The organism is Saliniramus fredricksonii (genome assembly GCF_900094735.1).
GTDB lineage: Bacteria > Pseudomonadota > Alphaproteobacteria > Rhizobiales > Beijerinckiaceae > Saliniramus > Saliniramus fredricksonii.
On record NZ_FMBM01000002.1, the window covers coordinates 1,517,397 to 1,541,664 of the forward strand.

Here is a 24,268-nt window from a genome sequence, read left to right on the forward strand (position 1 = left end):
ATGGGCACACCCCGCTGGCATCCACCCCCGCAATCTCCTAAACCACCCCAAGGAGATCAGAGCGCGATGGAGTGGAGCGACGAGGCTATCGTTCTGGGTGTGCGCCGGCACGGCGAATCGGGGGTGCTCCTCGAATTGCTGACGCGCGACCACGGGCGGCATTTCGGCTTCCTGCCGGGCGGGCGCTCGCGCAAGACGCTGCCACTGATCCAGCCGGGGAACAGCCTGGCCGTGACCTGGCGGGCGCGGCTCGACCAGCATCTCGGCACCCTCTCCGTGGAGGCGACCCGGCTGCGTGCGCCGGGCTTCATCAATGCCCCGCACGCGCTCTACGGCTTCGCTGCGCTGGCCGCCTCCCTGCGCTTCCTGCCCGAGCGCGATCCGCATCCGGCACTTTTCGATGCGGTGATCCATCTCAGCGAGGCGCTGCCCGATGCCGAGAGCGTGGGGCCGCTTTTCGTAGAATTCGAGCTTCGGCTTCTGGCCGAGCTCGGCTTCGGCCTCGACTTCGACAGCTGCGCCGCGACGGGCACGCAGGAGAACCTCGTCTATGTCTCGCCGCGCACCGGGCGGGCGGTGAGTGCACAGGCGGGGGAGCCGTATCGTGAAAAACTCTTAACGCTGCCCGGATTTCTTGTGTATGAGGGGCCTGCAAACCGCGTTTCGCCGCAGGCGCTGGCTGAAGCCTTCGCGCTGACCGGCTACTTTCTCCAGCGCTGGATCTACGAGCCGCAGGACCGGGCGCCCCCGCCCGAGCGTGCGCGCTTCGTCGAAAGCCTGACCCGCGAGGAGGATCCCGCCTGAGGGGTCGCGAACGGAGAGATCGATGGGCAAGCCCGTAAATCCGCCATCTGACGGCGAAATCGAGAGCGTTGCGCTCAAGAGCGCGCTCGAGGAGCGCTATCTGGCCTATGCGCTCTCGACGATCATGCACCGCGCGCTGCCCGATGCCCGCGACGGGCTCAAGCCCGTGCATCGGCGCATTCTCTACGGCATGCAGCTGCTGCGGCTGGCGCCCAATTCCGCCTTCAAGAAATCCGCCAAGGTCGTCGGCGACGTGATGGGTTCCTTCCATCCCCATGGCGATCAGGCGATCTATGATGCGCTGGTACGTCTGGCGCAGGATTTCGCCTCGCGCTATCCGCTCGTCGACGGCCAGGGCAATTTCGGCAATATCGACGGCGACGGGGCCGCCGCCTATCGCTACACGGAAGCACGCCTGACGGCGGTGGCAGGGCTGCTGCTCGAAGGTATCGACGAGGATGCGGTCGATTTCCGCGCCAATTACGACGGCTCGACGGACGAGCCCTCGGTGCTTCCGGCGGCCTTCCCCAACCTGCTCGCGAATGGCTCGCAGGGCATCGCCGTGGGTATGGCCACCTCGATCCCGCCGCATAATGCGGGCGAGTTATGCGATGCCGCGCTCTATCTGATCGAGCATCCCGATACCAGTTCCGACCAGCTCCTGACCTTCGTCCCGGGCCCTGACTTCCCCACAGGCGGCATCATCGTCGAGCGCAAGGAGATGATCGCCGAGGCCTATCGCACCGGGCGCGGCGGGTTTCGCGTGCGCGCGCGCTGGGAGAAGGAGGATGGCGGGCGCGGCTCCTGGGCGGCGGTCATCACCGAGATTCCCTACGGCATCCAGAAAGCGCGGCTCATCGAGAAGATCGCCGAGCTCCTCCAGGAACGCAAATTGCCGCTCGTGGGCGATATCCGCGACGAATCGGCGGAGGATGTGCGCGTCGTCATCGAGCCGCGCGCGCGCAATGTCGATCCCGTGCTGATGATGGAATCGCTGTTCAAGCTCTCCGATCTTGAATCGCGGGTTCCGCTCAACATGAACGTGCTGATGGGCGGCACGGTGCCGCGCGTGATCAGCCTGGCCGAGGCCCTGCGCGCCTGGCTCGACCATCGCCGCGAGGTGCTGCTTCGCCGCTCGCGCCATCGGCTGGGCAAGATCGAGCACCGGCTCGAGATCCTGGGCGGGCTCCTGATCATCTATCTCGATCTCGACCGGGTGATCCAGATCATCCGCGAGGAGGACGAGCCCAAGCAGGAACTGATGCGCGTCTTCGAGCTCACCGAGCTGCAGGCCAACGCCATTCTCGATACCCGCCTGCGCGCCCTGCGCAAGCTGGAGGAGATGGAGCTCAAGCGCGAATTCGACGAACTCACCGAGGAAAAGCGGCAGACCGAGGCGCTGCTCGAATCCGAGACGAAACAGTGGAAGGTCGTCGCGAAGCAGATCCGGGACGTGCGCAAGGCCTTCGGGGCAGAGACCACGCTCGGCAAACGCCGCACCAGCTTCGCGGATGCGCCCGACACGTCCGATATCGATTTCACCCAGGCCATGGTCGAGCGCGAGCCGATCACCGTGATTGTCTCAAAGAAGGGCTGGATCCGGGCCCTGAAAGGGCATCAGAACGATCTGGGCAATCTGCAATTCAAGGGGGACGATGCCCTTGCCTTCGGCTTCCATGCGCAGACCACCTCGAAAATCCTCACGCTCGCCTCAAACGGGCGCGTCTTTACCCTCGATGCGGCCAAGCTGCCCGGGGGGCGCGGCTTCGGCGACCCGATCCGGCTGATGGTCGATCTCGAGGAGGATGCCGAGATCGTCACCGCCTTCGTGCACGAGCCCGGAACAAAGGTCCTGCTCGTCGCCTCCGACGGGCGTGGCTTCGTCGCACCCACGGACCAGCTCGTCGCCAATACGCGCAAGGGCAAGCTGGCGCTCAATGTCGACGGCAAGGCGAAGGCCGTGATCTGCACGCCGGCTGCGGGCGACCACATCGCCATCGTCGGCGAGAACCGCAAGCTGCTCGCCTTCCCGATCGACCAGGTGCCGGAAATGACACGCGGCAAGGGCGTGCGGCTGCAACGCTACAAGGATGGCGGCGTCTCCGACGCCAAGGTCTTCACCCTCGCCGAAGGGCTCACCTGGCTGGATACGTCGGGACGGACCTGGACCGTCACACCCGAGGATCTCGCCGGCGGCTGGCTCGGCAACCGCGCCGAGGCCGGACGCCTGCCACCGAAGGGTTTCCCCAAGACCAATCGTTTCAGCTGAACCCGGAAAACGGGCTTGCGGGTTTTGCAAGCGGGATGCATTACGGCACCCGTTCGCCTGCCATGCGCGATATTCCAGACGGGAACCTGACGATGCGCGTCGACGAATTCGATTTCGAGCTGCCCGAGGACCGGATCGCGCTACGCCCGGTCGAGCCGCGTGATGCGGCGCGCATGCTCGTCGTGCGCCCCGGCACCACGCCGGAGCTGAGCGACGCGCAGGTGCGCGACCTGCCCGATCTGCTTGCACCCGGCGACGTGCTCGTCCTCAACGATACCCGCGTCATTCCCGCCCGCCTGTATGCGAAGCGCGTGCGCGGCGAGATCGTGGCTGGCGTCGAGATCATGCTGCACAAGCGCGAGGGCGCGGCGCGCTGGCGCGCCTTCGCCCGCCCGGCCAAAAAGCTCCAGCCGGGCGATCGCCTCGTCTTCGGATCGGAAAGCGCGGGCCCCGTCTGCGAGGCGGGACGGCTGGAAGCCACGATCGCCGGGAAAGCCGAGGGCGGCGACGTCGCGATCGATTTCGACCTTGCCGGCCCCGCCCTCGACGAGGCCATCGCCGTCATCGGAGAACTCCCGCTGCCGCCCTATATCGCCGGCAAACGCGCGGCGGATGCGCGTGACCGGGCGGATTACCAGACGATCTATGCCCGCGAGGAAGGCGCCGTCGCCGCGCCCACGGCGGGTCTGCATTTCACCGACGACCTGTTCGCGCGGCTCAATGCGTGCGGCATTGCCCGCCATTTCGTTACCCTGCATGTGGGCGCGGGCACCTTCCTGCCGGTGAAGGTGGAGGATACGCGCGATCACCGGATGCATGCGGAAACGGGTTTCGTCTCGCGCGAAACGGCGGATGCGCTGAATGCGGCGCGCGCAGCCGGCGGGCGCATCGTGGCGGTGGGCACCACCTCCTTGCGGCTTCTGGAGAGCGCGGCGACCGAGGACGGCACCATCGCGCCCTTTGCCGGCGATACCGACATCTTCATCACGCCCGGCTATCGCTTTCGCGCGGTCGATGCGCTGATGACCAATTTCCACCTGCCGAAATCCACGCTGATGATGCTCGTATCCGCCCTCAGCGGCCTCGACACCATGCGCCGGGCCTATCACCATGCGGTGGAAGCGGGTTATCGCTTCTACAGTTTCGGCGATTCGAGCCTGCTGTTTCGTGACGCCGCCGGGCAGGACGGCATGAAGGATGACGTTGATGGCTGATGAATTCATGTTCACGCTGACGGGCACGGACGGCGCGGCGCGCACCGGCGAAATCCGCATGCCGCGCGGCGTCATCCGCACCCCCGCCTTCATGCCGGTGGGTACTGCGGGCACCGTCAAGGCGATGTATCCCGATCAGGTGAAGGTGCTGGGCGCCGACGTCGTGCTCGGCAATACCTATCACCTGATGCTGCGCCCGGGCGCCGAGCGCGTCGCGCGGCTCGGCGGGCTGCATGCCTTCATGAACTGGCCCTATCCGATCCTGACTGATTCCGGCGGTTTCCAGGTGATGTCGCTCGCGGGCCTGCGCAAGATCGAGGAGAGCGGCGTCACCTTCCAGTCGCATATCGATGGCTCGCGCCACGTGCTGACGCCCGAGCGCTCGATCGAGATACAGGGGCTGCTCGGCTCCGACATCCAGATGCAGCTCGATGAATGCGTCAAACTCCCCGCCTCCGAGGAGGTGGTCGCGAAAGCCATGCATCTGTCGCTGCGCTGGGCAGAGCGCTGCAGGATCGCCTTCGGCGAGCAACCCGGCAAGGCGATGTTCGGCATCGTCCAGGGCGGTGACGTGCCGCATCTGCGCGTCGAGAGCGCGCGCGAGCTCGTCGGGCTTGATCTGAAGGGCTACGGCATAGGCGGGCTCGCGGTGGGTGAGCCGCAGCATGTCATGCTCTCCATGATCGAATCGGTGGAGCCGCATCTGCCGCGCGAGAAGCCGCGTTACCTGATGGGCGTCGGCACGCCGGACGACATCGTCGAGGCGGTGCGGCGCGGGGTCGACATGTTCGACTGCGTGATGCCCACCCGCGCCGGGCGTCACGGCATGGCCTATACCCGGGCAGGCCGGCTCAATCTCAAGAACGCCCGCTACGCCGAAGACCTTTCCCCCCTCGACCCGGAATCCACCTGCCCCGCATCAAACGGCTATTCCCGCGCCTATCTCCACCACCTCGTGCGCGCCAACGAAATCCTCGCCATGATGCTCCTGACCTGGAACAACCTCGCCTATTATCAGGACCTCATGGCCGGCCTGCGCAAGGCGATCCGCGAGGAGCGGCTGGAGGATTTCATCGCGCAGACGAAAGAGGGCTGGGAGAAGGGCGAGCGGGAGCGCAAGGCGGGGTGACCTTAACAGTCAGGGTCGATCAATGTGGAGAAGGTCTGATGGACGTGAAGCCGATCAGGAACCACGCAGATCTTGAGCGGGCGCTGACCGAGGTCGAACAGTATTTCGATAACCCGCCCGCACGTGGCACGCCGGCGGCAGACCGTTTCGACGTCCTGACCGACCTCATCGAGGCGCATGAGAGCAAACACTACCCGATCAATGCGCCGGATCCGCGAATACATGGCCACGCGCGCATTCAAACAGACTGATCTGGGAAAGTCATCGGTGGCAAGAGCCCTGCCTCCGAGGTCATGAGCCGCTGATCGCCCCCTACCATCTGGAGGAAGATAATCGGATCGATGAGGTAGACCGGCCAGAGCGCGTATTTGCCTGACCCGGACCGCGCAGCCGCGATGATGCGATTGGCGGGACCCGGCGTGCCTATCGCGGCGGTTTTGATATCGTCCCAGTATTATTGAAAGTCTTGCGGAACTTCGTTCCTCCGCCGCCTTTGTCGTGTGGTTGAAGTACCATCCGCACAAACCCAAAGGAACTGGCCATGAGCTATACCCATGACAGGATGATCGAAGCGGCTTCGTTCGACGCCGTGGACGCGCGCGTACGGGCGGCACTGGCGGAACGCGGGTTTGGCGTTCTCACGGAAATCGACGTCAAAGCAACATTGAAGGCGAAAATCGACGTCGATCTCGATGATTATCGTATCCTCGGCGCCTGCAACCCGTCGATGGCGCACAAGGCCATCGGGATCGAGCCACGGGTCGGAGCCATGCTCCCCTGCAACGTCATCCTGCGCGCGGTCGAGGGCGGTGTCGAGATCAGTGCGGTCGATCCCGTCATCTCGATGAAGGCCATCGACAACGCGGCACTCCACCAGATCGCGACCGAAGTCAGGGCCATGCTGGTCGAGGCTGTCGATGCCGCCTGATCAGCCTGCAAGGCACCCTTTCGGGATGCGCCAGCATGCCCCCGATCACAAATGCCGACAGCGAGCCTTCCGGCGGCGGGCGTCTGTTGGAAAACCGCGATATCCTCAGATGATTCTTACGCTTCTTCCCAAGGGTTCCTGTTCGAGCGTTTTTATGCGTATCGGGAACCTCATTGCACCTTGATAGTTTCCCTTTCAAGCAGTGGACGCTGCAATTTATTCGGGCCGCGATAACCACGCGTTTTCGGAAAGACTAAGTCTGTGCCTAATCAAGAGGGATCACGTCATGAACAGTATCATCTATGTTGTCGGCTTCGTCGTAATCGTCGTTTTTATCCTGTCGCTGTTGGGGATCTTCTGATCCAGGCATCGCGCGACCGAAGTAACGGATGCAGTCTTTGGAGGCACGCCGGCATCTGGAGAACGCACATCGGCGGATTCTGGCAGTGGCGACCATGGAGCAGCAACTCCAGTTGCCACATGAAGACAACGATGTCGAAATTGCCACCTATCTCCATCGACTCTGCGCGAGTCTGACGGAATCGGTGGTCGCGGATTCCACGTGTATCGCGATCAAGGTCGATGCGGATGCGCGCATGGTGCCGGCGGAAATTGCCATGAGTCTGGGGCTCATCGTCACCGAACTGGTGATCAATGCCCTCAAGCACGCTTTCATCGCCGATACTGATGGTCGAATCACGGTGACTTATCATGTCGGAGGGACAGAACTGGCACCTGGTCGTTTCCGATAACGGAATCGGTGCGCCGATCGGCGATCACAGGCCGAGCGAAACCGGACTTGGGAAGAGCATCATCGCCGCACTGGTCACACATCTCGACGCCCATCTTGCGGCCTCGACCGGCGTGAACGGCCCGGGGAGTTCGGTAGCCATCTCCGGACGGTTCGCGCCAGGGGGGTGATGCAAAGAGAACCTGGGCGATTCGGGGCTTCGTTGAAGTCTCTGCCGTCAGACAGGGATATCGTTTGTGACAGCGACATTCTGGCGAATGAGGAATGCCGGTTTCTCGGTTTCCATGAACGGAACATCGCCGGCATCGCGGCCCGAGCCAATGACGACGAAATCCGTGGGAGAACTCATTCCCGTCGGATCGACGAGATGCCAGGCGCCATCCAGCCATATTTCGGCGACCGCATGAAAATCCGGCGGGACGACACCGGCGCTGTAACCGGAAGTATATCGCGCCGGAACGGAAGCGGCGCGGGCCAGGCCGCACATCAAGTGAGCATAATCCCGACATACCCCCTCACGGGATACGAATGTGTCGACTGCGGTGGTCGCAGGCCCCGAACTTGCGGGACTGTATGTGAGCGCGCCGGCGATCCAATGCGCCATCGCAGCGATCTTTTCACCGCCCTGCAGATGACCGAATTCCCTCTCGGCAAAAGCAGCGAGGAGATCGGAAGGGCAATACCGCGACGGGCGCACGAATGTAAAAACATCATCCGGAAGCGCATGCACAGGCTCGGCGCCCAGGCTGTTCAGCACACAAGCGCGGCGCTCCACATCGACAGTGGCGCGATAGCGCAGGCTCAACTGCGTGCCTTGGAGAAACGCCCAGATACGCTCCCCGATGCCGCCCTCGCCTTCCGCGCGACGCAGGGCGGCGTTTTCAATATCGAGCCTGCTTTCGCGCACGGATTGACCCGCCACCTCCGCAGCCGTCAGCGCCAATACCGGGGGATCGGCCTGCGTAACGGCGTAATCCATGGCTACGTCGATGATGACTCGCATGAATCCCTGACTGATCTGCTTCGCAAATGCCTCGCCCCGCACGAGCGATCTCGCCGATGCAAGAACGGCTGCAAGGCAAAACGCGGAAGCCCCCCGATTTATCGCGCCCGCGCCACCAATATGGAGAAAACGCCACGATCCCAATTCATGACACGGAGCACGCCCGCGAAGACAGGCGTGCCCCGGACCTGTTTCACGCGTTCAGTGCTTGATGAAGAAGCGTTGCACGATTCGTCCGATCGGGCCGGTCAGTTTCAGGGGCGCATCCGTGACGGCGAAGCAAAAGCAATCCGCATCCGGATCGGCTATGGGACGGTGATCGACATCCGCATCCGCGATGGCGATGTCGCCACGCCCGTAATGGCCGTTGAGATCACTGAAGGCGCCCTTGAGCACGAGGGTGTATTCAGAACCCTCATGGGTATGGAAAGGCATCTTGCGCCCGCCCTTGATCCAGTAGAGCACCGCCTCCCCTTCCTCGTTATCCTCGATGCGGTATTCCTTCACACCGGGCAACAGCGAACGCCAGGGCACTTCCGTCAGGGACTGGCCGAGATAGCGCGCGAGCGGGTGCGGCACGTCACCGGAGATCCCAGAGTAAGCGGAGCGGGCACGCACCGGAGTCTCGCTCTCAGCCTCGGCGGCGAAGATCGCAGCGAGGCGCGCATCGCGGTCACTGATGTGGACCGGATCTTCCTGTACGATTGCCGACGCCACCACGCCTTCCAATGCGCCGACGAAACGACGGCTTTCAGGCCGGAGTTCCAGATGGCTTGCAACCAGGACATGCAGCGGCGCACTCAGGGCACCACGGGCATAGTGCGCCAGCAGCGTGTCCAGAGCCGTCTCTTCGTGATGATTGATTTCTTGCGTCGTCACATCTCTCACCATGCGCGGTGTCCCGCGCGCGTTTTGTTTGGTCATGATCGCAATACGCGCCAGCGAACCGATCGGATCAAGCTATGCCGATGATTTAATAGCGAAAAGCCATTAATTTTTGAAGACAAAAATTTATCGATCACAAGATGCCTTCCCCGTCCGGCATGTCCATCGTCGCACCTTGTGCCGACCGGCTTGCATGATAGTCTCCCGCCAGATGATTTCAAACGGAGATTTGAGCGTGACCGAACCGCTTTACCGCGATGCCTACCTCACCGAAGCCGGCGCAACCGTGACCTCCGTGCACGAGCGTGGTTACATTCTCGACGCCACGATCTTTTATCCGCAAGGCGGTGGCCAGCCCGGTGACCGGGGCGTCCTCGTGACGGAAGACGGGCGGGAAATTCCCATTGAAACAACACTCTATGCGGAGGATCGCAAGCAGATCATCCATGTCCCCACCGATGGCGCGCCGGCGCTCGCGGAGGGCGACGGGGTCACCTGCAAGCTCGATTGGGAGACCCGTCTGCCGCGCATGAAGATTCACTCGGCCCTGCATCTGCTCAGCGTCGTCCTGCCCTATCCGGTCACCGGCGGCGCGATCGGGGATGGCGAGGGCCGGCTCGATTTCGATATCGCGGATGCCGGCCTCGACAAGGACGAGATCACCGCGAAACTCAATGAACTCGTCGGTCGGGATGCGGCCATCCGCGAATCATGGATCACTGATGAAGAACTCGACGCCAATCCCGATCTCGTCAAGACCATGTCGGTGAAACCGCCGCGCGGCGCCGGGCGCATTCGCATGATCGAGATCGACGGGATCGACTACCAGCCCTGTGGCGGAACCCATGTGAAGAGCACGGCCGAGATCGGCAGCGTTCAGGTCACGCAGATCCAGAAGAAGGGCAAGCAGAACCGACGCGTGCGCATCGTGCTCGCGTGAGGCCGCGTGCCGAGAAACCGACGGGAGATACCAGATGAACGCCACCGACAAACCGGATGCGGGCAATGCCCCATTCGTCAGCGCCGACTGGCTGAAGGAGAATATCGACACGCCAGACCTCGTCGTCGTCGATGGCTCGTATTATCTGGCTGCAATGAACCGGGACGCCGAAGCCGAGTTTCTCGCCGCGCACATACCCGGCGCCGTGCGTTTCGATATCGATTCGATCAAGGATCTCGCCAATCCACTGCCGCACATGATCCCGAGCGCGGAGGATTTCGCTTCGGCGGTCGGCGCGAAGGGGATCAATGATGACAGCCGCATCGTCGTCTATGATGGCGCGGGCCTGTTTTCGGCGCCGCGCGTATGGTGGATGTTCACGATCTTCGGCGCGCGCAACGTCTCCATCCTGGAAGGCGGTTTCCCGGCCTGGCGCGCGGCCGACGGCTCGATCGAGGAAGGTCCCGCGCGTCCGCGCCAGCCTGCCCGTTTCACGGCTCGGCTCGACCGTGAGGCCGTCGCCGATCTGCCACGCATCGAAGCTGCCCTCGCGGATCCGACGATCCAGGTCGTCGATGCCCGCTCCGCCGCCCGTTTCCGCGGCGAGGCGCCAGAGCCGCGTGCCGGGCTGCCCTCGGGACACATGCCGGGCAGCGTGAACCTGCCACATACGGAAGTGGTGGAAGACGGTTTTCTGAAAGATCCCCAGAGCATTCAGGATGCGCTGCGGCGCCACGGCATCGACCCGACGAAACCCGTGATCACCTCCTGCGGCTCCGGCGTCTCGGCGGCGATCCTCTCGCTCGCCTTCATGCGCATCGGCCATCCGCCGCAGGCCCTGTTCGACGGGTCATGGACGGAATGGGCGTCGCGCGAGGACGCGCCGATTGGCACGGGCGATCCGTCAACACGCTGATGAGAGCGCGCGGCGGACGGAGCCGCGGCGCGTCAGCCATTGCCGAGAATATCCCCGGTCTCGCAGAAGACGACACCCTTCTCGCGCATATCCGCAAGTGCCTTCTCGCGCGATCCGTCCATGTCGATGGCGCGGCAGGCATCGGTGACGAGCACCGTCTCGAATCCCGCCTCGACCGCATCGCGCGCACTCCAGAAAACGCAGAAATCCAGCGCGAGACCGGCAAGGAAGACACGCCGCAGCCCGCGCTCGCGCAGATAACCGGCGAGCCCGGTCATGGTCTCGTGATCGGCCTCGCGGAAGGCGGAATAGCTGTCGATGGCGGGGTTGTAGCCTTTGCGGATGACGAGCTCGGCGCAATCGGCCTCGAGATTGCGTACGATCTCTGCGCCGCGGGTGCCCTGAACACAATGATCCGGCCACAGGATCTGCGGGCCGTAAGCCATCTCGACCTGTGCGAACGGCTCCTTGCCCTCATGGCTCGAAGCGAAGGAGAAATGGCCGGGCGGATGCCAGTCCTGCGTCAGCAGGACATGCGCACCCGCACGCTGAAACCGCTTTACCAGCGCGTTGATCGGCGCGATCACCGCGTCCCCGTCCGGCACGGCCAGCGCCCCACCGGGCAGGAAGTCGTATTGCAGATCGGTCACGAGAAACGCGTCGTCGGGGCGTAACGCAAGGTCGGTCATCGGCATGGTCCCATCCTGTGATCCCCTGACAACAGGATGCCACGCAGCCGCGTTCCAGGAAAGTGGCCAAGTTCAAGACGTCAAGTTCAGGAGGTCAAGTTCAGGCGGTCCGGGTAAGGAGGCTCACAGCAGCGCCAGCGAGAACCACGGCACCAAAGCCAGCACGATCAGCGCGATACAGGCGACGAGGAAGAACGGCAGCGCCATGCGAAAGACGCGGAAGGCGCTGACATTGGTCACGCTCGCCGCGACATAGAGCCCGATCCCGACGGGGGGCGTCAGAAGGCCGAGAATCAGGTTGATCGACACGACGACGCCGAAATGCAGCGGGTCGATACCATAGATTCCGGTGGCGATCGGCAGCAGGATCGGCACGACCATGATCAGCCCGGGTATCCCGTCGATCACCGTCCCGACAATCAGGAGCATGACCAGCACGAGCAGCATGAAGGCCGTGGGCGTTGTCGCCACGTCCTGAATCCAGAGCGCCGCCGTCTGCGGCACCTGCCCGAAGATCAGCACCCAGGAGAAGACCCCTGCCGCCGCCACGAGAAAGAGCACGAGCGCCGTGTTCAGCCCGGTGCGCAGGAGAATCGCCGGGAAGTCGGAGAGTTTCAAAGAGCGGGTGTAGAACAGCCCGATCAGCGCCGCCACCAGCGCCCCGATCGCAGCGCTCTCCGTCGGCGAGGCGATGCCGGCGAGGATGGTACCGACGATGACAGCGGGGATGGCGAGCATGGGGAGCGCGCGCAGAAGCGCCCTGCCCCGCTCGCCCCAGCTCAAGCGTTCGCCGCGCGGATAATTGTAGCGCAGCCCCATCAGCGCGACGGTGCCCAGAAACAGCCCCGTCATCAGCAGGCCAGGCAGGATCCCCGCGATCAGCATGTCGCGCACCGCGACCTGCGCGAGCACCGCATAGACCACGAAGACGATGGAGGGCGGAATGATCGGGCCGAGCAGGCCGCCGAAAGCGGTGACGCCGACGGCGAAGGCGCGATCATAGCCCGCACGCTGCATTTCCGGCGCCATCACCTGACTCATCATCGCGATCTGGGCCGTGGCCGAGCCGAGGATCGAGGCGACGAACATGTTCGCCAGAAGGTTCACATAGGCTAGTCCCCCGCGCACCGCCCCGATGAAGGCGGAAGCGAGCCGCACCAGCCGCGTGGTGATCCCGGCCCCGTTCATGATCTCGCCGATCAGGATGAAGAGCGGGATCGCCAGCAGACCGAAATTGTCGAGGCTGGAGAACAATTTGAGCGGGTAGGAATCGAGCAGGACGGCATTGCCGCTCGCCAGGATATAGACGAAGGCGGCCAGGCAGAGAACCAGGCCGATCGGCACGCCGATGACGAGCAGCATGATGAAGACCAGCGGCGTGATCCCGGTCATGCCGCCCCCTCCCCGTTCGCATCGGCGCCGGGCGCTTCCGGCGGCGGCGCAATCATGCCGGCATCTTCCGCCAGATTGGTCATGGCATGAACCAAAGCCGTCAGCGCAAACCAGGGCATGATGAGGAAGAACCACGAAGCCGGCAGCCCCATCACCGGCGTCGTCTCGGTATAGATGAAGTTGAAGGTCGTGCCCTCGAATCGGCGGATGTCGAAACCCGCTGCGGCGAGGCCTGCCGGATCGAACCAGAGCCAGCACATCCAGAGCAGGAGCCCCGCAAAGACGAGCGCGGTGAGCGCGATCAGGATTCGCAGGAGCCGCACGACGCGCTCGGGCAGGATCTCGTGCAGCAGCGTCACGCTCGGCGCGGTGCGCAGGCGCAGCATCAGCGATGCGCCGACGAAACCGGCCATGATCATGGCATAGACTGCGAGTTCATCCGCCCAGGCAATGGTGAAGCCCATGCTGCGCGCACCGACATTGGCCAGCACGAGAAGCGTGATCGCGGCGATCAACGCCGTCAGCAGCACCCGGTCGACCGCCGCGAGCAAGCGCGAGACTTTGCCGATCGCCTCGAACATGACCGTTCCCCGCACGATGCCGGTCACACCGGCGCCCGGAGCGGGCTACCACCACCCATCAGAAATCCGCCACGAGTTCACGCAGACGCGCGACATAAGGCGTACGCTCTGCCCATTCGGCATCCCAGCGTTCGACGATGTCGCCGAAGAATTCCGGCCCCACATCCTCGGTGATGCTCAGCCCCTCGGCCTCACGCAGGCGGTCGAGCTTGTCGTCTTCCTCCTCGACGAAACGGTCGATGGTGCGATCGCAATGCAGCTGCACCGCCTCGCGCAGGATCGCCTGATCCTCCGGCGACAGGCGCGCCCAGACGCGGCCCGAGATCAGCGCGACCATGCCGAACATGTGGTGGTTGGTGACCATCATGTTGGGCGCGTGCTCGTAATAGCGAAAATTGATGATCGATTCGAAATCCATGTCGATCGCGTCGATCTGCGCATTGGCGAGCGAGTCATAGACCTGTGTCAGCGGCATCGGCGCCGGCGCCGCGTCGAGCATCTCGAAGAAGCTGCGAATCGGCGGCGCGGGGGTGATGCGGAAACGCATGCCGGAGAGATCGGACACATCGTCGATGGGATTGCGCGTCATCAGCTGGCGCATGCCGGTCATGGCATAGCAGACGCCGACCGCCCCGGTGGCGGACGGCAGGGTGTCGAGCATTTCACGCGCGACGTCACTGCGCAGCACCTTCGCCGCATCAGCGATATTCTCGACGAGGAAGGGCGCGTGCAGGGCCGAGATGTCGGGCGCCCGCGTGGTCACTTCCGCCGTGGTGAGCCAGGCCATGTCGAGCGCGCCGGTCTGCAATTGCTGCAGCATGGTGCTCTCGTTGCCCAGCTGGCCCGACGGGTAGATCGACAGGCTGAAGCGCCCGTCGGACAATTCGGCGAGCGTCTCGCCCAGCGCAGCGGCTTCCTGGTTCCAGACATGCGCCGGCGGCGTGATCAGCCCGATGCGAAATTCCTGATCCTGCGCATGCGCGGGAGCGAGCGCTGCGGGTGCAGCGAGGATCAGACCGAGGGCGGCGAGAGTGAAGGTCTTCGTCTTCTGGATCACGATATCAGGGCTCCTGTTGCGGGCGGCGGCACCGTCCGTTCAGCCGAGGTGGTGCGCTCGTATCGCACCCACAAGATATTTGCGATGTAAGGGATTACATGACCACCGGCGATGACGCCATCCCCTAAACCCCTTCCGGAAGCGGGACAAGGCAAGAATCACACCCTGACTTGCATAATACCGCGATACGCAACATCGTTCAGCGCGGCACGCACCCGGGGAGCCCATTGGGGCCACTCTAGCACTTCATTTTGTAGCGCAATCTGGCCTGTTCGGCTAAGATACCTCGTAGAAGCAAGTTTTCCACTGAGACCAAATAAGTCAGAAAAGCGTCCGTTCAACGGAGTTGTTTTTATGCAAGACGCGGATTTTAAGAGTAACAGAGAAATATTTAGGAGGGCGAGAAAGACTTTCCGATACGAATTTTATTTACTAATCGGCGTCATTTGGGCAACATCGACATTTATAAATCTAATATTAATAATATTGGGAAATGCCTATACGATATTTTACTATATAATGATATTCACATCATTAATTTATTCTGGGCGAATGATATTTTATCAACCTTGGGATTTTTTCAAGGCAATAATTGTCTTTCTATTAATATATGTTCCAGCCGATTTTTTTGATATATACGAACCATTATTTCCAGCAATAACGGCCGCAACGGGATATTACATGTGGCTCGGCAGCAAATTTACACATGAACGAGCAGATTTAACTGATATCTAATGTAAATTTTTCGTTGACTTGCGCCATTGAGCGTCTTGTTCCGGCGTCAGCGCACGAGTCTCGAAAAACCCGCGGATCCTTTCTGTTCGACAGTGATCACAATACGGACAACGGATTTCCTCCTCATTCTCATCAATCGGTAGGTGGACCGAGATCACCATGTAGGCACTCCCACATTCTTTACAACGATCAACTCTGGCCATTTGCCGTCTCCAAGCTGCTCATACTTTAATTGATTCTTACCCTGTCGCCAAACTGCCAACTTCCTTTGGTCCGTGCCGCCATACCGCGTACGCATGGGAGATTGGCGCCCTTGAAGGTTTACGCTGGTGTCAGGGATGCTAAGTAGAAGCCGCGCGATAATGGCGAAGGAGAGCGTGATGGATCAGGCGGTACCGGCGAGCACCAATACGCAATTCCCGATCCCGGCCAACACCCATGCCGAGACGGTGACTCTGGTCGAGCATTACACCGACCGGCTGTTTCGCTTTCGCATCACGCGTCCTGCCAGCCTGCGTTTCCGCTCGGGCGAGTTCGTCATGATCGGCCTGCCCAATGCCGAGCGTCCGGTCTTTCGCGCCTATTCCATCGCCAGCCCCTCCTGGGATGACGAGTTGGAATTCTTCTCGATCAAGGTGCCGGACGGCCCGCTGACCGAGCATCTGCAGAAGATCGAGGTCGGCGACACCGTCCTGATGAAGAAAAAGCCCACGGGCACCCTCGTGCTGGATGCACTGCTTCCCGGCAAGCGCGTCTACATGCTCTCGACGGGTACCGGCATCGCCCCCTTCGCCAGCCTGATCCGCGACCCGGAGACCTACGAGAAATTCGAGGAGGTCATCCTCACCCATACCACCCGCGAAATCGCGGAGCTGCGCTATGGCGAGGATCTCGTCGCCGCGATCAAGGATGATCCGCTTGTCTCGGAATTCGCCACCGGACGCCTGCGCCACTGGACCAGCGTGACCCGTGAGCCCTACGAGCGCAGCCAGCGCATCACGACCGCGATCGAAAACGGCTCCTTCTTCGCAGATCTGGGCGTTGCCCCCTTCGATCCCGCGCATGACCGTGTCATGATCTGCGGCTCGATGGAGATGATCGCCGATTGCAAGGCCCTGTGCGAGAAGGCCGGCCTGAACGAGGGCTCGAATGCGCGCCCGGGCGAATATGTGGTCGAGCGGGCCTTCGTCGGCTGAGCCGGGTCAATAGACCAGTTCGTCGTCGGCGTTGTTCTTGGAGATCATGATCTCGCCGGAATCCGCCAGCTCCTTCGCCTTGTTGACCATCGCAAGCTGGGCCTCGTCGACCTCCTTGAGCCGGATCGGACCCAACCCGTCCATCTCGTCCTGGAGGTTCTTGGCCGCACGCTGGGACATGTTCGAAAAGAAGAAGGCGCGCACCGGTTCCGGCGCACCCTTGAGCGCCCGCGAGAGCACATCGCGCTCGACGGAGCGGATCAGTGTCTGCATGCCGCCGGCATCGAGCTTGGTGAGATCCTCGAAAGTGAACATCAGCTCGCGGATACGCTTGGCCGCCTCGCGGTTGACGTCGTCGAGCGCCGAGAGGAAGCGGGTTTCAGTCTGGCGATCGAAAGCGTTGAAGACCTCCGCCATGGTCTCGTGGGCGTCACGCCGCGAGGTCTGGGCGACGGCGCCGACGAATTCGAGCCGCAACGTCTCCTCGATATGGTGCAGCGCCTCTTTCTGCACCGTCTCCAGCTTGAGCATCCGGTTGACGACATCCATCGCGAATTCGTCGGGCAGCATGGTGAGCACCCGCGCAGCGTGATCGGGACGCACACGTGAAAGCACCACCGCGACGGTCTGTGGATACTCGTTGCGCAGGTAGTTGGCCAGGATTTCCGCATCAATCTGCGATAGCCGCGTCCAGATCCGCTTGCCGGAGGTGTTGTAGATCTCCGCCATGATGGTGGCGACCTGATCCGGCGGGAACACCTTCATCAGAAGCTGCTCGGTGCGCTCGACCGAGCCGGATACGCTGGAATTCGAGACGCGATGGATGAAATCCACGATCAGACGATCGACCGTGCTCGCATCCACGGTTCCCAGCTGCACCATGGCATGCGAGACCGTGCGCACCTCTTCCTCGTCGAGCATGGCCCAGATTGTGCGCCCGTGTTCCTCGCCGAGCATGAGGAGAAACAATGCAGCGCGCTGCGGACCCGTCAGCGAGTCGAATTCGGCGCTGTCGTCGATCCCGTCCGAGGGCTTTTCGGTTTCGGTGAGAGCGGTTGCTGCCATGGCTTTGCGTGTTTCCAGCGCGGTGTCGATTCGATGGGATTAATCAAAGCGCAATCTGCGTTAACGAAGCCTTAAGATCGGCCCGCCGGGCAGAAATCACCCGGCAGGATCTGCCGCCCGCCCGGCAGGAATGGCGCCCACTGCGCGCCCCGCACGCGGATGACGGCATGGCACCGCATCACCACATCCGCACAAGTTATTGAAATAAATAGTATTTCCAGAAATCCCCCAATTTCCCGCACACTGGCACGCCGGTTGCTGATCAATCTGCAACATCGCTGTGTGTCAGGAGTGAGTTATGGGTATCTTCGGGGCTCTTCAAACCGCCGTTGCGGGGTTGCGTTCGCAGTCCTACGGCATGGAGAATATTTCAGGTAACGTCGCCAATTCCCAGACCGTCGGCTACAAGCGCATGGATACCAGCTTCGTCGATCTCGTGATCGACCGCCCGCGCGACCAGGCCATTGCCGGTTCAGTGCGCGCCCAATCCGATCAGGCGATCAGCCTGCAGGGCGACATCCTGCCAACGGGCGAGAACACCAATATCGCCATCAACGGCTCCGGCTTCATCTCGGTGAGCCAGATATCGGGTTTCCGTGACGGCCAGCCGGTCTTCAGCGAGAACAACCTCTTCACCCGTCGCGGCGATTTCCAGCTCGACAAGGACGGCTATCTCGTCAACGGCGCCGGCATGTATCTGCGCGGCGATTCCATCAATCTCGACGGCCTGATCACCAGCACCAACGGCATCCTGCGCATCACGGATACCACCGTCCCGGCCAGTTCGACGGAGCAAGTGGACTACTCGGCCGTGCTTCCATCGACGGCGGGCACGAACTTCTATAATGCAAACAATGTCGATACGCTCTTCGACGATCCCGCAACCGGCGCGCCCTTCAACGACGACGAAGCAATCGAGGCCTCCGAATCATCGGATTTCCTCTCCCGCACGATCAGCGGCGGCTCGGTCGTGGTATACAATGATGCCGGCGCACCGATCGACGTCCAGCTGCGCTGGGGCAAAGTCGACGAAGACGAGTGGGCGCTGTTCTATCAGAACGATTCGAGTGCCTCGGGCACCGACACAATGTGGACACGGCTTGAAGACGGTGGCGGCAACAACGCGATCAATTTCGAACCGAACGGCACAATGTCAGCCGGCTCGCCACAATCCTTCGAAATGGCCGCAGGTGCAACCATTAACGGTCAGGCTCTGTCAGAAGATGTATCCATCAACTTCGGCACCGAGGGCCTGCGCCAGTTCGCCGTACCGAACAACTTGCTCCAGGGCCTCGAACTCAGCCAGGACGGTTACCCGGCGGGCGTGCTGCAGGATATCTCGATCTCGAGCGACGGGCGCATCTCCGGGATTTACTCGAATGGGCAGTCCTTCGCCATCGCACGCGTTGCGGTCGCGCAATTCGCCGCACCGAACATGCTCAAATCGCGCGATGGCGGGACATTCGAGCAGACCATCGATTCCGGCGAGCCGACCTTCTCACCGGAGGGCGCACGCATCATCGGTGGTGCGGTGGAGCAGTCGAACGCCGATATTGCCGAGGAATTCAGCAAGATGATCGTCACGCAACAGGCCTACCAGGCCAATACCCGCGTGGTGACGACATCCCAGCAGTTGATGGAAGCCACCATCAACATGGTCCGGTAACCTTCCTTCGGGGCCCGCCTGACGTCACGCTCAGACGGGCTCGATGGAGAATTTTCGTGACGGCGCGACGAATTCGTCCTGCGCCGCCACAGTCAGGATCTCGCGAGAGCCCGCCGCCTCTGTACGATGGAGCAGCCCGTAGATTGATGCCGCAGCCTCGGCCAGAGCCGTGTCGGCACGGCGTGTTCGCAGATAATGCACGAAAAACAGCGCCGAAATCGCATCGCCCGCCCCGTTCACCGAGACCGTCAGTTTGGGTGTGCGCACCCGCCAATAGGCTCCGTCCTCCCCGGCCAGCATGTCGATCGCATCGGGCGGCGTGTCCTGCGTATGAAGCGAGGTGACGAGCACGACGCGCGGGCCCAGGGCATGAATGCGCGTGATGGCGTCCTTTGCCGCAGCGAGGGTTGGCGTCTCCATCTGCGAGAGATATTCCAGTTCGAACTGGTTGGGCGTGATCAGATCTGCCGCAGGCACGGCTTGGTCGCGCATGAATTCCGGGATGCCGGGCCGCACGAAGACGCCCCGCCCCACATCGCCGATCACCGGATCGCAGGCGTAGAGCGTTGCCGGATTGGCCTCGCGGACCCGCCCCACCGTCGAGAGGATCGCGTTGCCGATATCGGACGAGCCCATATAGCCCGACAGAATGCCGTCGCAGCGCCCGAGAACACCGCGCGCGGCGATGCCGTCGACCAGTTCCTCGATCGCCGGCCCGTCGAAGACGCGTCCCGTCCAGTCGCCGTAACCTGTATGATTGGAGAATTGCACGGTATGGATCGGCCAGACCTCGCAGCCGAGCCGCTGCATCGGGAAAACCGCAGAGGCGTTACCGACATGCCCGTAAGCGACATGCGATTGGATCGACAGGATGTTCATCGCGCATCAGCTCCGTCTTTGCCGCACCCTGCTTCGGGGTTAGCGGCCCGCGCGGGAGCTGGCAAGTCCGCGCCCGATGGGGCCTTTCGGATCGCGATGCCTTGAACAGCCCCGGTCGTCGGGTTAACCCTTTGATCCCTTTATCCCTGCACGGGCCGGATCGATGCGCCGGAGCATCCGCGAATTCACATCCTCCGTCTATACGATTCTGCTCGTCGCCTATGCGGTCGCGGGTGGCGCGGCGCTCGGCCTCTACAGCGCCTATCGCGTGGTCGAGAGCGAGTTCGCCTTTGGCGTGCAGCAGGCCGGCCCCTGGCACGTCCACCCGCAAATCGGCACACGCGCTATCGATCCCTATACCCGCGCCAGTCTCGCCCGCAGCGCCGATATTCCACTTGCCGCCGGCGAAGGCCTGACCTTTCGTGCCAACACCGATTCGCTTGCGCGTCCGCTGCGCAGTGATTGCGTCTACAGCATCACCGGCACCACACCATCTGCGCGCTTCTGGAGCCTGACGCTGCAGGATGCGAGCGGTCGCCTGCCCGATGGCTGGCAGAACGACCGGTTCGCGACCACATCGGTGCGCATCACGCGCCCCGAAGACGGCGCATTGCGGATTGCGATCTCTCCGCAGCCCCGGGCCGGCAACTGGCTGCAGGCACCCGATGGCGGCTTCAGCATCGCCTTGCGCTTGTATGATACACCGGCCAGCGGCACGCTGACCCGCTTCACTGCGGAGATGCTGCCTGAAATCACGCGCGTGGAATGTCCGGAATGAGCATCGTCGGTCGTTTCGCCTTTGCAACGCTCTGCGCACTGGTCCTCGCTTCGATCGCCCATGTCGGCGCGATCCTGCTGCTCCCCTTCGTCTCGCAGCAGGACGCGCTCTCGCGGCTCCAGCCGGTGCGGGTGGATGGTGAAGCGGTCTTGCTGTCGGGCCCGGAAACGCGCGGCTGGTCGACGCATCACGACCCGGCAACCGCGCTTTCCGCCTGCGCCTATGATCTGAGTGAGGCACCTCTGCGGGTGACTTTCGGCACGGGGGCGCATTTTCAATCGGCATCGTTCCACAGCCGGGGCAGCGGCGTCTATTTCACGCTCACCGACCGCGCCGTCGAAGGCACCCAGATGGACGTTCTGATCATGACGCCGGAACAACGCTTCGAAGACGAGGCCCGGCGCGCTGCATCGGCAGACGCAGAAGACCGGGCGCCGACAGTCCGCGCGCAGGACCCGCTCGCAGGGGTCATACGGGTCACGGCCCCCGAACCCCAGGGTTTCGTCGCCTTTCGCGTTCTCGCTCCCCTGCCCGGCCTCGCGGAAACGGCCACCGAGCGTGCCCTGTCTGCACGCTGCACCCCGTTCCCACTCAACGATACGGATACGGCTTCCTGAGCATCAGATACAGCGTCCGCCGTCGACCTCGAGCACGGCACCGGTGACCATCTCGGCCTCGTCCGAGCAAAGGAACAGCGCGGCATTGGCGATATCGCGCGGTGTTGACAGGCGACCCAGCGGAACCGTCGCGACGAAAGCGGCACGCTTTTCCGGCGTATCCTCTCCCATGAAGGTCGCGAGAAGCGGCGTTTCACCGGCGACCGGGGCGAGCGCGTTGACACGGATGCGATCCGGCGCGAGCTCGACGGCCATGGATTTCGACAACAGATTCACAGCGCCTTTCGAAGCGTTGTACCAGGTCAGGCCGGGGCGCGGGCGGATGCCGGCAGTGGAGCCGATATTGAGGATGTTGCCGCCGCCTTCCGCACGCATCAGCGGTACGATTGCATGGGTCATGTTGTAGATCGATTTCACGTTGACGGCGAAGACGCGGTCGAATTCGTCCTCCGTCACATCCAGCATCGGCTTGTTGTGGTGGCTGATACCGGCATTGTTGACCACAATGTCAATGCGCCCGAAGCTCTCCATCACTGCATCGATGGCGCGTTTGACATCGGCGAAATCGGCCACATCGCAGCGCAGCGCCACGGCATTGCCGCCAATCTGGCCCGCAGCGGCGATCGCCCCTTCCTCGTCGAGATCGAGCAGCGCGACCCGCGCCCCCTCGCGCGCGAAGAGCTCCGCGATCCCGAAGCCGAAGCCGCGCGCAGCGCCGGTGACGATGGCAGTCTTGTCGATCAGTCGCATTAAGGCATCCTCCCGTTATTTGCCGCGCATTGTGGCGCCACAGGCGCGCGCGGTCCACGGGCAGGTGACCAACGGCGCGTGTGCGGGTTTGGGCAGGGGGTGAGGCGCGGTTCTGCCCTTGAAGTGGCAAGGCCGGTATCCTGAACGGAAATACAATATCCGATCGGAAATTCGTCTTCCGCTCGCCCGTTGCGCATCTGCGACACGCCGGCCCCTGCGACACATCCGCCGCCACATTGTTGACAAAGATCAAGGCGGCGGGGTGCCATCCCTGCTGAAACTGCCGCGAGCGCCCGAATCTCGTCGGGCGGAGCCAATTACCGGCAAACAGTTCAGGGGATTGAAGATGGCCTCAATCGGCGCGTCACCGGTCGGATCCGGCAAGCGCATGACCATCGGTGAAGGGGGCACGGCGGTCGCGATGGCGGCCTTGGCGCTGTTCTCCATCATCGTGGCGGCGAATGCTTGGGAAGCGGAATACGCTTTTCATGCCTATCTTTTCGCAGCGGCGAGCATCGCTTCCGTATTCGCGATCATCAACCGTTACTATGATCGCCCTGCGGAACCGGTTCCGCAGGAAATCGACGGCAAGCCCAACTACAATATGGGCCCCGTGAAATTCGGCGTGGTGGCGGCGATGTTCTGGGGCATCGCGGGCTTTCTCGTGGGCGTGGTCATCGCCTTCCAGCTCGCGTATCCGGCGCTGAACTTCGATCTTCCCTGGACGAATTTCGGGCGCATGCGCCCGCTGCACACTTCGGCGGTGATCTTCGCCTTTGGCGGCAACGTGCTGATCGCGACGGCGCTCTACGTCGTCCAGCGCACATCGCGCGCGCGCCTCGCCGGTGACATTTCACCCTGGTTCGTGGTGCTGGGCTACAACTTCTTCATCCTGATCGCCGGCACGGGCTATCTTCTCGGCATCACCCAGTCGAAGGAATATGCCGAGCCGGAATGGTACGCGGACCTGTTCCTGACGGTGGTCTGGGTCACCTTCTTCCTCGTCTTCATGGCGACGCTGTGGAAACGCAAGGAGCCGCATATCTATGTGGCGAACTGGTTCTTCCTTGCCTTCATCGTCACGATTGCGGTGCTGCATCTGGGCAACAACGCCACGCTGCCGGTCTCGGCCTTCTCCTACAAGTCCTACAGCGCCTGGTCGGGCGTGCAGGATGCGATGGTGCAATGGTGGTACGGCCATAACGCGGTCGGCTTCTTCCTGACCGCCGGCTTCCTCGCGATCATGTACTACTTCGTGCCCAAGCGGGCCGATCGCCCGGTCTATTCCTACCGGCTCTCGATCATCCACTTCTGGGCGCTGATCTTCCTCTATATCTGGGCGGGCCCGCACCACCTGCACTACACCGCCCTGCCTGACTGGGCGCAAACTCTGGGCATGGTCTTCTCCATCATGCTCTGGATGCCCTCCTGGGGTGGCATGATCAACGGCCTGATGACGCTTTCGGGCGCCTGGGACAAGCTGCGCACGGACCCCGTGCTGCGCATGATGGTCGTCTCCGTGGCCTTCTACGGCATGTCGACCTTCGAGGGCCCGATGATGTCGATCAAGGTGGTCAACTCGCTCTCGCACTATACCGACTGGACCGTCGGCCACGTGCATTCGGGTGCGCTGGGCTGGGTCGCCTACATCTCCTTCGGCGCCATCTACTGCCTGGTTCCCTGGCTGTGGAAGCGCGAGGGGCTGTACTCCCTGCGTCTCGTCAACTGGCACTTCTGGATCTCGACGCTGGGTATCGTGCTCTACATCACCTCGATGTGGGTTGCCGGGATCATGCAGGGTCTGATGTGGCGCGCCTATACCAGCCTCGGCTTCCTCGAATATTCCTTCATCGAGACCTCGGACGCGATGCATCCCTACTACGTGATCCGCGCACTCGGCGGCGTGCTCTTCCTCGCGGGCGCCCTGATCATGGTCTACAACCTCATCATGACCGTCCGGACCGTGCGGCCCGTGGAAGCGGCTCAGTCGCGCCCCGCGCTTGCGCCGGCAGAATAAGGGGGCG

General features: G+C 62.7%; 24 protein-coding genes. 14 read left to right on the top strand and 10 right to left on the bottom strand.

From position 1 onward, the window contains the following. Positions 1-66: 66 nt before the first annotated feature. The 7 genes from recO to GA0071312_RS13540 all read left to right on the top strand — a co-directional run bounded on the left by recO (position 67) and on the right by GA0071312_RS13540 (position 7,096). The gene (gene recO, locus GA0071312_RS13510; protein ID WP_074445393.1) at positions 67-804 is read left to right on the top strand and encodes a DNA repair protein RecO; all 738 of its coding nucleotides are present in this window, start codon (positions 67-69) and stop codon (positions 802-804) included. A gap of 22 nt (positions 805-826) precedes the next feature. Then, a complete protein-coding gene (gene parC, locus GA0071312_RS13515; RefSeq protein WP_074445394.1) occupies positions 827-3,073 on the top strand; it encodes a DNA topoisomerase IV subunit A in 2,247 nt (748 codons plus the stop codon). A 92-nt stretch (positions 3,074-3,165) separates the two neighbouring features. After that, on the top strand, positions 3,166-4,287 hold the full coding sequence (gene queA, locus GA0071312_RS13520; RefSeq protein WP_074446182.1) for a tRNA preQ1(34) S-adenosylmethionine ribosyltransferase-isomerase QueA: 1,122 nt from the start codon (positions 3,166-3,168) through the stop codon (positions 4,285-4,287). Continuing rightward, positions 4,280-5,416, top strand: a complete 1,137-nt coding sequence (gene tgt / locus GA0071312_RS13525; protein WP_074445395.1) for a tRNA guanosine(34) transglycosylase Tgt — start codon at positions 4,280-4,282, stop codon at positions 5,414-5,416. Before queA ends, tgt begins: the two co-directional genes overlap by 8 nt. A gap of 38 nt (positions 5,417-5,454) precedes the next feature. Further along, positions 5,455-5,667 (top strand): helix-turn-helix domain-containing protein, encoded by a 213-nt coding sequence (locus tag GA0071312_RS13530; RefSeq protein ID WP_074445396.1) that lies wholly within the window; start codon positions 5,455-5,457, stop codon positions 5,665-5,667. Between the two features lie 290 nt (positions 5,668-5,957). Then, positions 5,958-6,344 carry a DUF302 domain-containing protein gene (locus tag GA0071312_RS13535; protein ID WP_074445397.1) on the top strand — a complete coding sequence of 129 codons (387 nt, stop codon included), beginning with the start codon at positions 5,958-5,960 and terminating at the stop codon, positions 6,342-6,344. Between the two features lie 389 nt (positions 6,345-6,733). Then, entirely contained in the window at positions 6,734-7,096 is a 363-nt protein-coding gene (locus GA0071312_RS13540; RefSeq protein ID WP_074445398.1) for a histidine kinase dimerization/phosphoacceptor domain -containing protein, read from the top strand. Positions 7,097-7,312: 216 nt separating this feature from the next. Here GA0071312_RS13540 and GA0071312_RS13545 read toward each other — a convergent pair whose 3' ends face one another. Both GA0071312_RS13545 and GA0071312_RS13550 read right to left on the bottom strand, forming a co-directional pair. Further along, the gene (locus tag GA0071312_RS13545) at positions 7,313-8,140 is read right to left on the bottom strand and encodes a transglutaminase-like domain-containing protein (RefSeq protein ID WP_238947217.1); all 828 of its coding nucleotides are present in this window, start codon (positions 8,138-8,140) and stop codon (positions 7,313-7,315) included. A gap of 159 nt (positions 8,141-8,299) precedes the next feature. Next, complete coding sequence (locus GA0071312_RS13550) at positions 8,300-8,977, bottom strand: ChrR family anti-sigma-E factor (RefSeq protein WP_074446184.1); 678 nt, start codon at positions 8,975-8,977, stop codon at positions 8,300-8,302. A gap of 241 nt (positions 8,978-9,218) precedes the next feature. Between GA0071312_RS13550 and GA0071312_RS13555 the strand changes: the two genes are divergently transcribed. Then, positions 9,219-9,923 carry an alanyl-tRNA editing protein gene (locus GA0071312_RS13555; protein WP_074446185.1) on the top strand — a complete coding sequence of 235 codons (705 nt, stop codon included), beginning with the start codon at positions 9,219-9,221 and terminating at the stop codon, positions 9,921-9,923. A gap of 34 nt (positions 9,924-9,957) precedes the next feature. Continuing rightward, positions 9,958-10,839: a 3-mercaptopyruvate sulfurtransferase gene (gene sseA, locus GA0071312_RS13560; RefSeq protein ID WP_074445399.1), complete on the top strand. Its 882-nt coding sequence runs from the start codon at positions 9,958-9,960 to the stop codon at positions 10,837-10,839. Positions 10,840-10,871: 32 nt separating this feature from the next. Here sseA and pncA read toward each other — a convergent pair whose 3' ends face one another. From pncA to GA0071312_RS20625, 5 genes are all read right to left on the bottom strand, one after another. Continuing rightward, complete coding sequence (pncA, locus tag GA0071312_RS13565; protein WP_074445400.1) at positions 10,872-11,534, bottom strand: bifunctional nicotinamidase/pyrazinamidase; 663 nt, start codon at positions 11,532-11,534, stop codon at positions 10,872-10,874. Positions 11,535-11,651: 117 nt separating this feature from the next. Then, positions 11,652-12,920 carry a TRAP transporter large permease gene (locus tag GA0071312_RS13570; protein WP_074445401.1) on the bottom strand — a complete coding sequence of 423 codons (1,269 nt, stop codon included), beginning with the start codon at positions 12,918-12,920 and terminating at the stop codon, positions 11,652-11,654. Continuing rightward, complete coding sequence (locus GA0071312_RS13575) at positions 12,917-13,501, bottom strand: TRAP transporter small permease (protein WP_074445402.1); 585 nt, start codon at positions 13,499-13,501, stop codon at positions 12,917-12,919. Before GA0071312_RS13575 ends, GA0071312_RS13570 begins: the two co-directional genes overlap by 4 nt. A gap of 58 nt (positions 13,502-13,559) precedes the next feature. After that, positions 13,560-14,558: a TRAP transporter substrate-binding protein gene (locus GA0071312_RS13580; RefSeq protein ID WP_238947218.1), complete on the bottom strand. Its 999-nt coding sequence runs from the start codon at positions 14,556-14,558 to the stop codon at positions 13,560-13,562. A 731-nt stretch (positions 14,559-15,289) separates the two neighbouring features. Beyond that, on the bottom strand, positions 15,290-15,496 hold the full coding sequence (locus tag GA0071312_RS20625) for an MJ0042-type zinc finger domain-containing protein (protein WP_083204572.1): 207 nt from the start codon (positions 15,494-15,496) through the stop codon (positions 15,290-15,292). Positions 15,497-15,673: 177 nt separating this feature from the next. Between GA0071312_RS20625 and GA0071312_RS13585 the strand changes: the two genes are divergently transcribed. Continuing rightward, the gene (locus GA0071312_RS13585) at positions 15,674-16,489 is read left to right on the top strand and encodes a ferredoxin--NADP reductase (protein ID WP_074446187.1); all 816 of its coding nucleotides are present in this window, start codon (positions 15,674-15,676) and stop codon (positions 16,487-16,489) included. 6 nt (positions 16,490-16,495) lie between these two features. On the opposite strand, the gene fliG is transcribed toward GA0071312_RS13585, so the two are convergent. Continuing rightward, a complete protein-coding gene (gene fliG / locus GA0071312_RS13590; RefSeq protein WP_074445403.1) occupies positions 16,496-17,554 on the bottom strand; it encodes a flagellar motor switch protein FliG in 1,059 nt (352 codons plus the stop codon). 298 nt (positions 17,555-17,852) lie between these two features. Between fliG and GA0071312_RS13595 the strand changes: the two genes are divergently transcribed. Further along, entirely contained in the window at positions 17,853-19,220 is a 1,368-nt protein-coding gene (locus GA0071312_RS13595; protein ID WP_074445404.1) for a flagellar hook protein FlgE, read from the top strand. 30 nt (positions 19,221-19,250) lie between these two features. On the opposite strand, the gene pdxY is transcribed toward GA0071312_RS13595, so the two are convergent. Then, positions 19,251-20,099: a pyridoxal kinase PdxY gene (gene pdxY, locus GA0071312_RS13600; protein ID WP_074445405.1), complete on the bottom strand. Its 849-nt coding sequence runs from the start codon at positions 20,097-20,099 to the stop codon at positions 19,251-19,253. Positions 20,100-20,262: 163 nt separating this feature from the next. Here pdxY and GA0071312_RS13605 point away from each other — a divergent pair, with 163 nt between their 5' ends. Beyond that, complete coding sequence (locus tag GA0071312_RS13605; protein WP_074445406.1) at positions 20,263-20,877, top strand: DUF1214 domain-containing protein; 615 nt, start codon at positions 20,263-20,265, stop codon at positions 20,875-20,877. Further along, the gene (locus GA0071312_RS13610) at positions 20,874-21,494 is read left to right on the top strand and encodes a DUF1254 domain-containing protein (protein ID WP_074445407.1); all 621 of its coding nucleotides are present in this window, start codon (positions 20,874-20,876) and stop codon (positions 21,492-21,494) included. Before GA0071312_RS13605 ends, GA0071312_RS13610 begins: the two co-directional genes overlap by 4 nt. 3 nt (positions 21,495-21,497) lie before the next feature. Here the strand turns inward: GA0071312_RS13610 and GA0071312_RS13615 are convergent, their stop codons facing one another. After that, positions 21,498-22,244, bottom strand: coding sequence for a glucose 1-dehydrogenase (locus GA0071312_RS13615; RefSeq protein WP_074445408.1), 747 nt, complete (start codon positions 22,242-22,244; stop codon positions 21,498-21,500). 346 nt (positions 22,245-22,590) lie between these two features. Between GA0071312_RS13615 and ccoN the strand changes: the two genes are divergently transcribed. Further along, positions 22,591-24,261, top strand: a complete 1,671-nt coding sequence (gene ccoN, locus GA0071312_RS13620; RefSeq protein WP_074445409.1) for a cytochrome-c oxidase, cbb3-type subunit I — start codon at positions 22,591-22,593, stop codon at positions 24,259-24,261. Positions 24,262-24,268 lie beyond the last annotated feature (7 nt).

Bases quoted from the DNA above. Each gene is read 5' to 3' on its own strand.
- GA0071312_RS20625 (WP_083204572.1), bottom strand. From the start codon at position 15,496: ATGGCCAGAGTTGATCGTTGTAAAGAATGTGGGAGTGCCTACATGGTG.
- GA0071312_RS13535 (WP_074445397.1), top strand. From the start codon at position 5,958: ATGAGCTATACCCATGACAGGATGATCGAAGCGGCTTCGTTCGACGCC.
- GA0071312_RS13530 (WP_074445396.1), top strand. From the start codon at position 5,455: ATGGACGTGAAGCCGATCAGGAACCACGCAGATCTTGAGCGGGCGCTG.
- recO (WP_074445393.1), top strand. From the start codon at position 67: ATGGAGTGGAGCGACGAGGCTATCGTTCTGGGTGTGCGCCGGCACGGC.
- fliG (WP_074445403.1), bottom strand. From the start codon at position 17,554: ATGGCAGCAACCGCTCTCACCGAAACCGAAAAGCCCTCGGACGGGATC.
- GA0071312_RS13570 (WP_074445401.1), bottom strand. From the start codon at position 12,920: ATGACCGGGATCACGCCGCTGGTCTTCATCATGCTGCTCGTCATCGGC.
- GA0071312_RS13595 (WP_074445404.1), top strand. From the start codon at position 17,853: ATGGGTATCTTCGGGGCTCTTCAAACCGCCGTTGCGGGGTTGCGTTCG.
- tgt (WP_074445395.1), top strand. From the start codon at position 4,280: ATGGCTGATGAATTCATGTTCACGCTGACGGGCACGGACGGCGCGGCG.
- GA0071312_RS13585 (WP_074446187.1), top strand. From the start codon at position 15,674: ATGGATCAGGCGGTACCGGCGAGCACCAATACGCAATTCCCGATCCCG.
- pncA (WP_074445400.1), bottom strand. From the start codon at position 11,534: ATGCCGATGACCGACCTTGCGTTACGCCCCGACGACGCGTTTCTCGTG.
- GA0071312_RS13610 (WP_074445407.1), top strand. From the start codon at position 20,874: ATGAGCATCGTCGGTCGTTTCGCCTTTGCAACGCTCTGCGCACTGGTC.
- GA0071312_RS13575 (WP_074445402.1), bottom strand. From the start codon at position 13,501: ATGTTCGAGGCGATCGGCAAAGTCTCGCGCTTGCTCGCGGCGGTCGAC.
- queA (WP_074446182.1), top strand. From the start codon at position 3,166: ATGCGCGTCGACGAATTCGATTTCGAGCTGCCCGAGGACCGGATCGCG.
- GA0071312_RS13605 (WP_074445406.1), top strand. From the start codon at position 20,263: ATGCGCCGGAGCATCCGCGAATTCACATCCTCCGTCTATACGATTCTG.
- parC (WP_074445394.1), top strand. From the start codon at position 827: ATGGGCAAGCCCGTAAATCCGCCATCTGACGGCGAAATCGAGAGCGTT.
- ccoN (WP_074445409.1), top strand. From the start codon at position 22,591: ATGGCCTCAATCGGCGCGTCACCGGTCGGATCCGGCAAGCGCATGACC.
- GA0071312_RS13540 (WP_074445398.1), top strand. From the start codon at position 6,734: ATGCAGTCTTTGGAGGCACGCCGGCATCTGGAGAACGCACATCGGCGG.
- pdxY (WP_074445405.1), bottom strand. From the start codon at position 20,099: ATGAACATCCTGTCGATCCAATCGCATGTCGCTTACGGGCATGTCGGT.
- sseA (WP_074445399.1), top strand. From the start codon at position 9,958: ATGAACGCCACCGACAAACCGGATGCGGGCAATGCCCCATTCGTCAGC.
- GA0071312_RS13615 (WP_074445408.1), bottom strand. From the start codon at position 22,244: ATGCGACTGATCGACAAGACTGCCATCGTCACCGGCGCTGCGCGCGGC.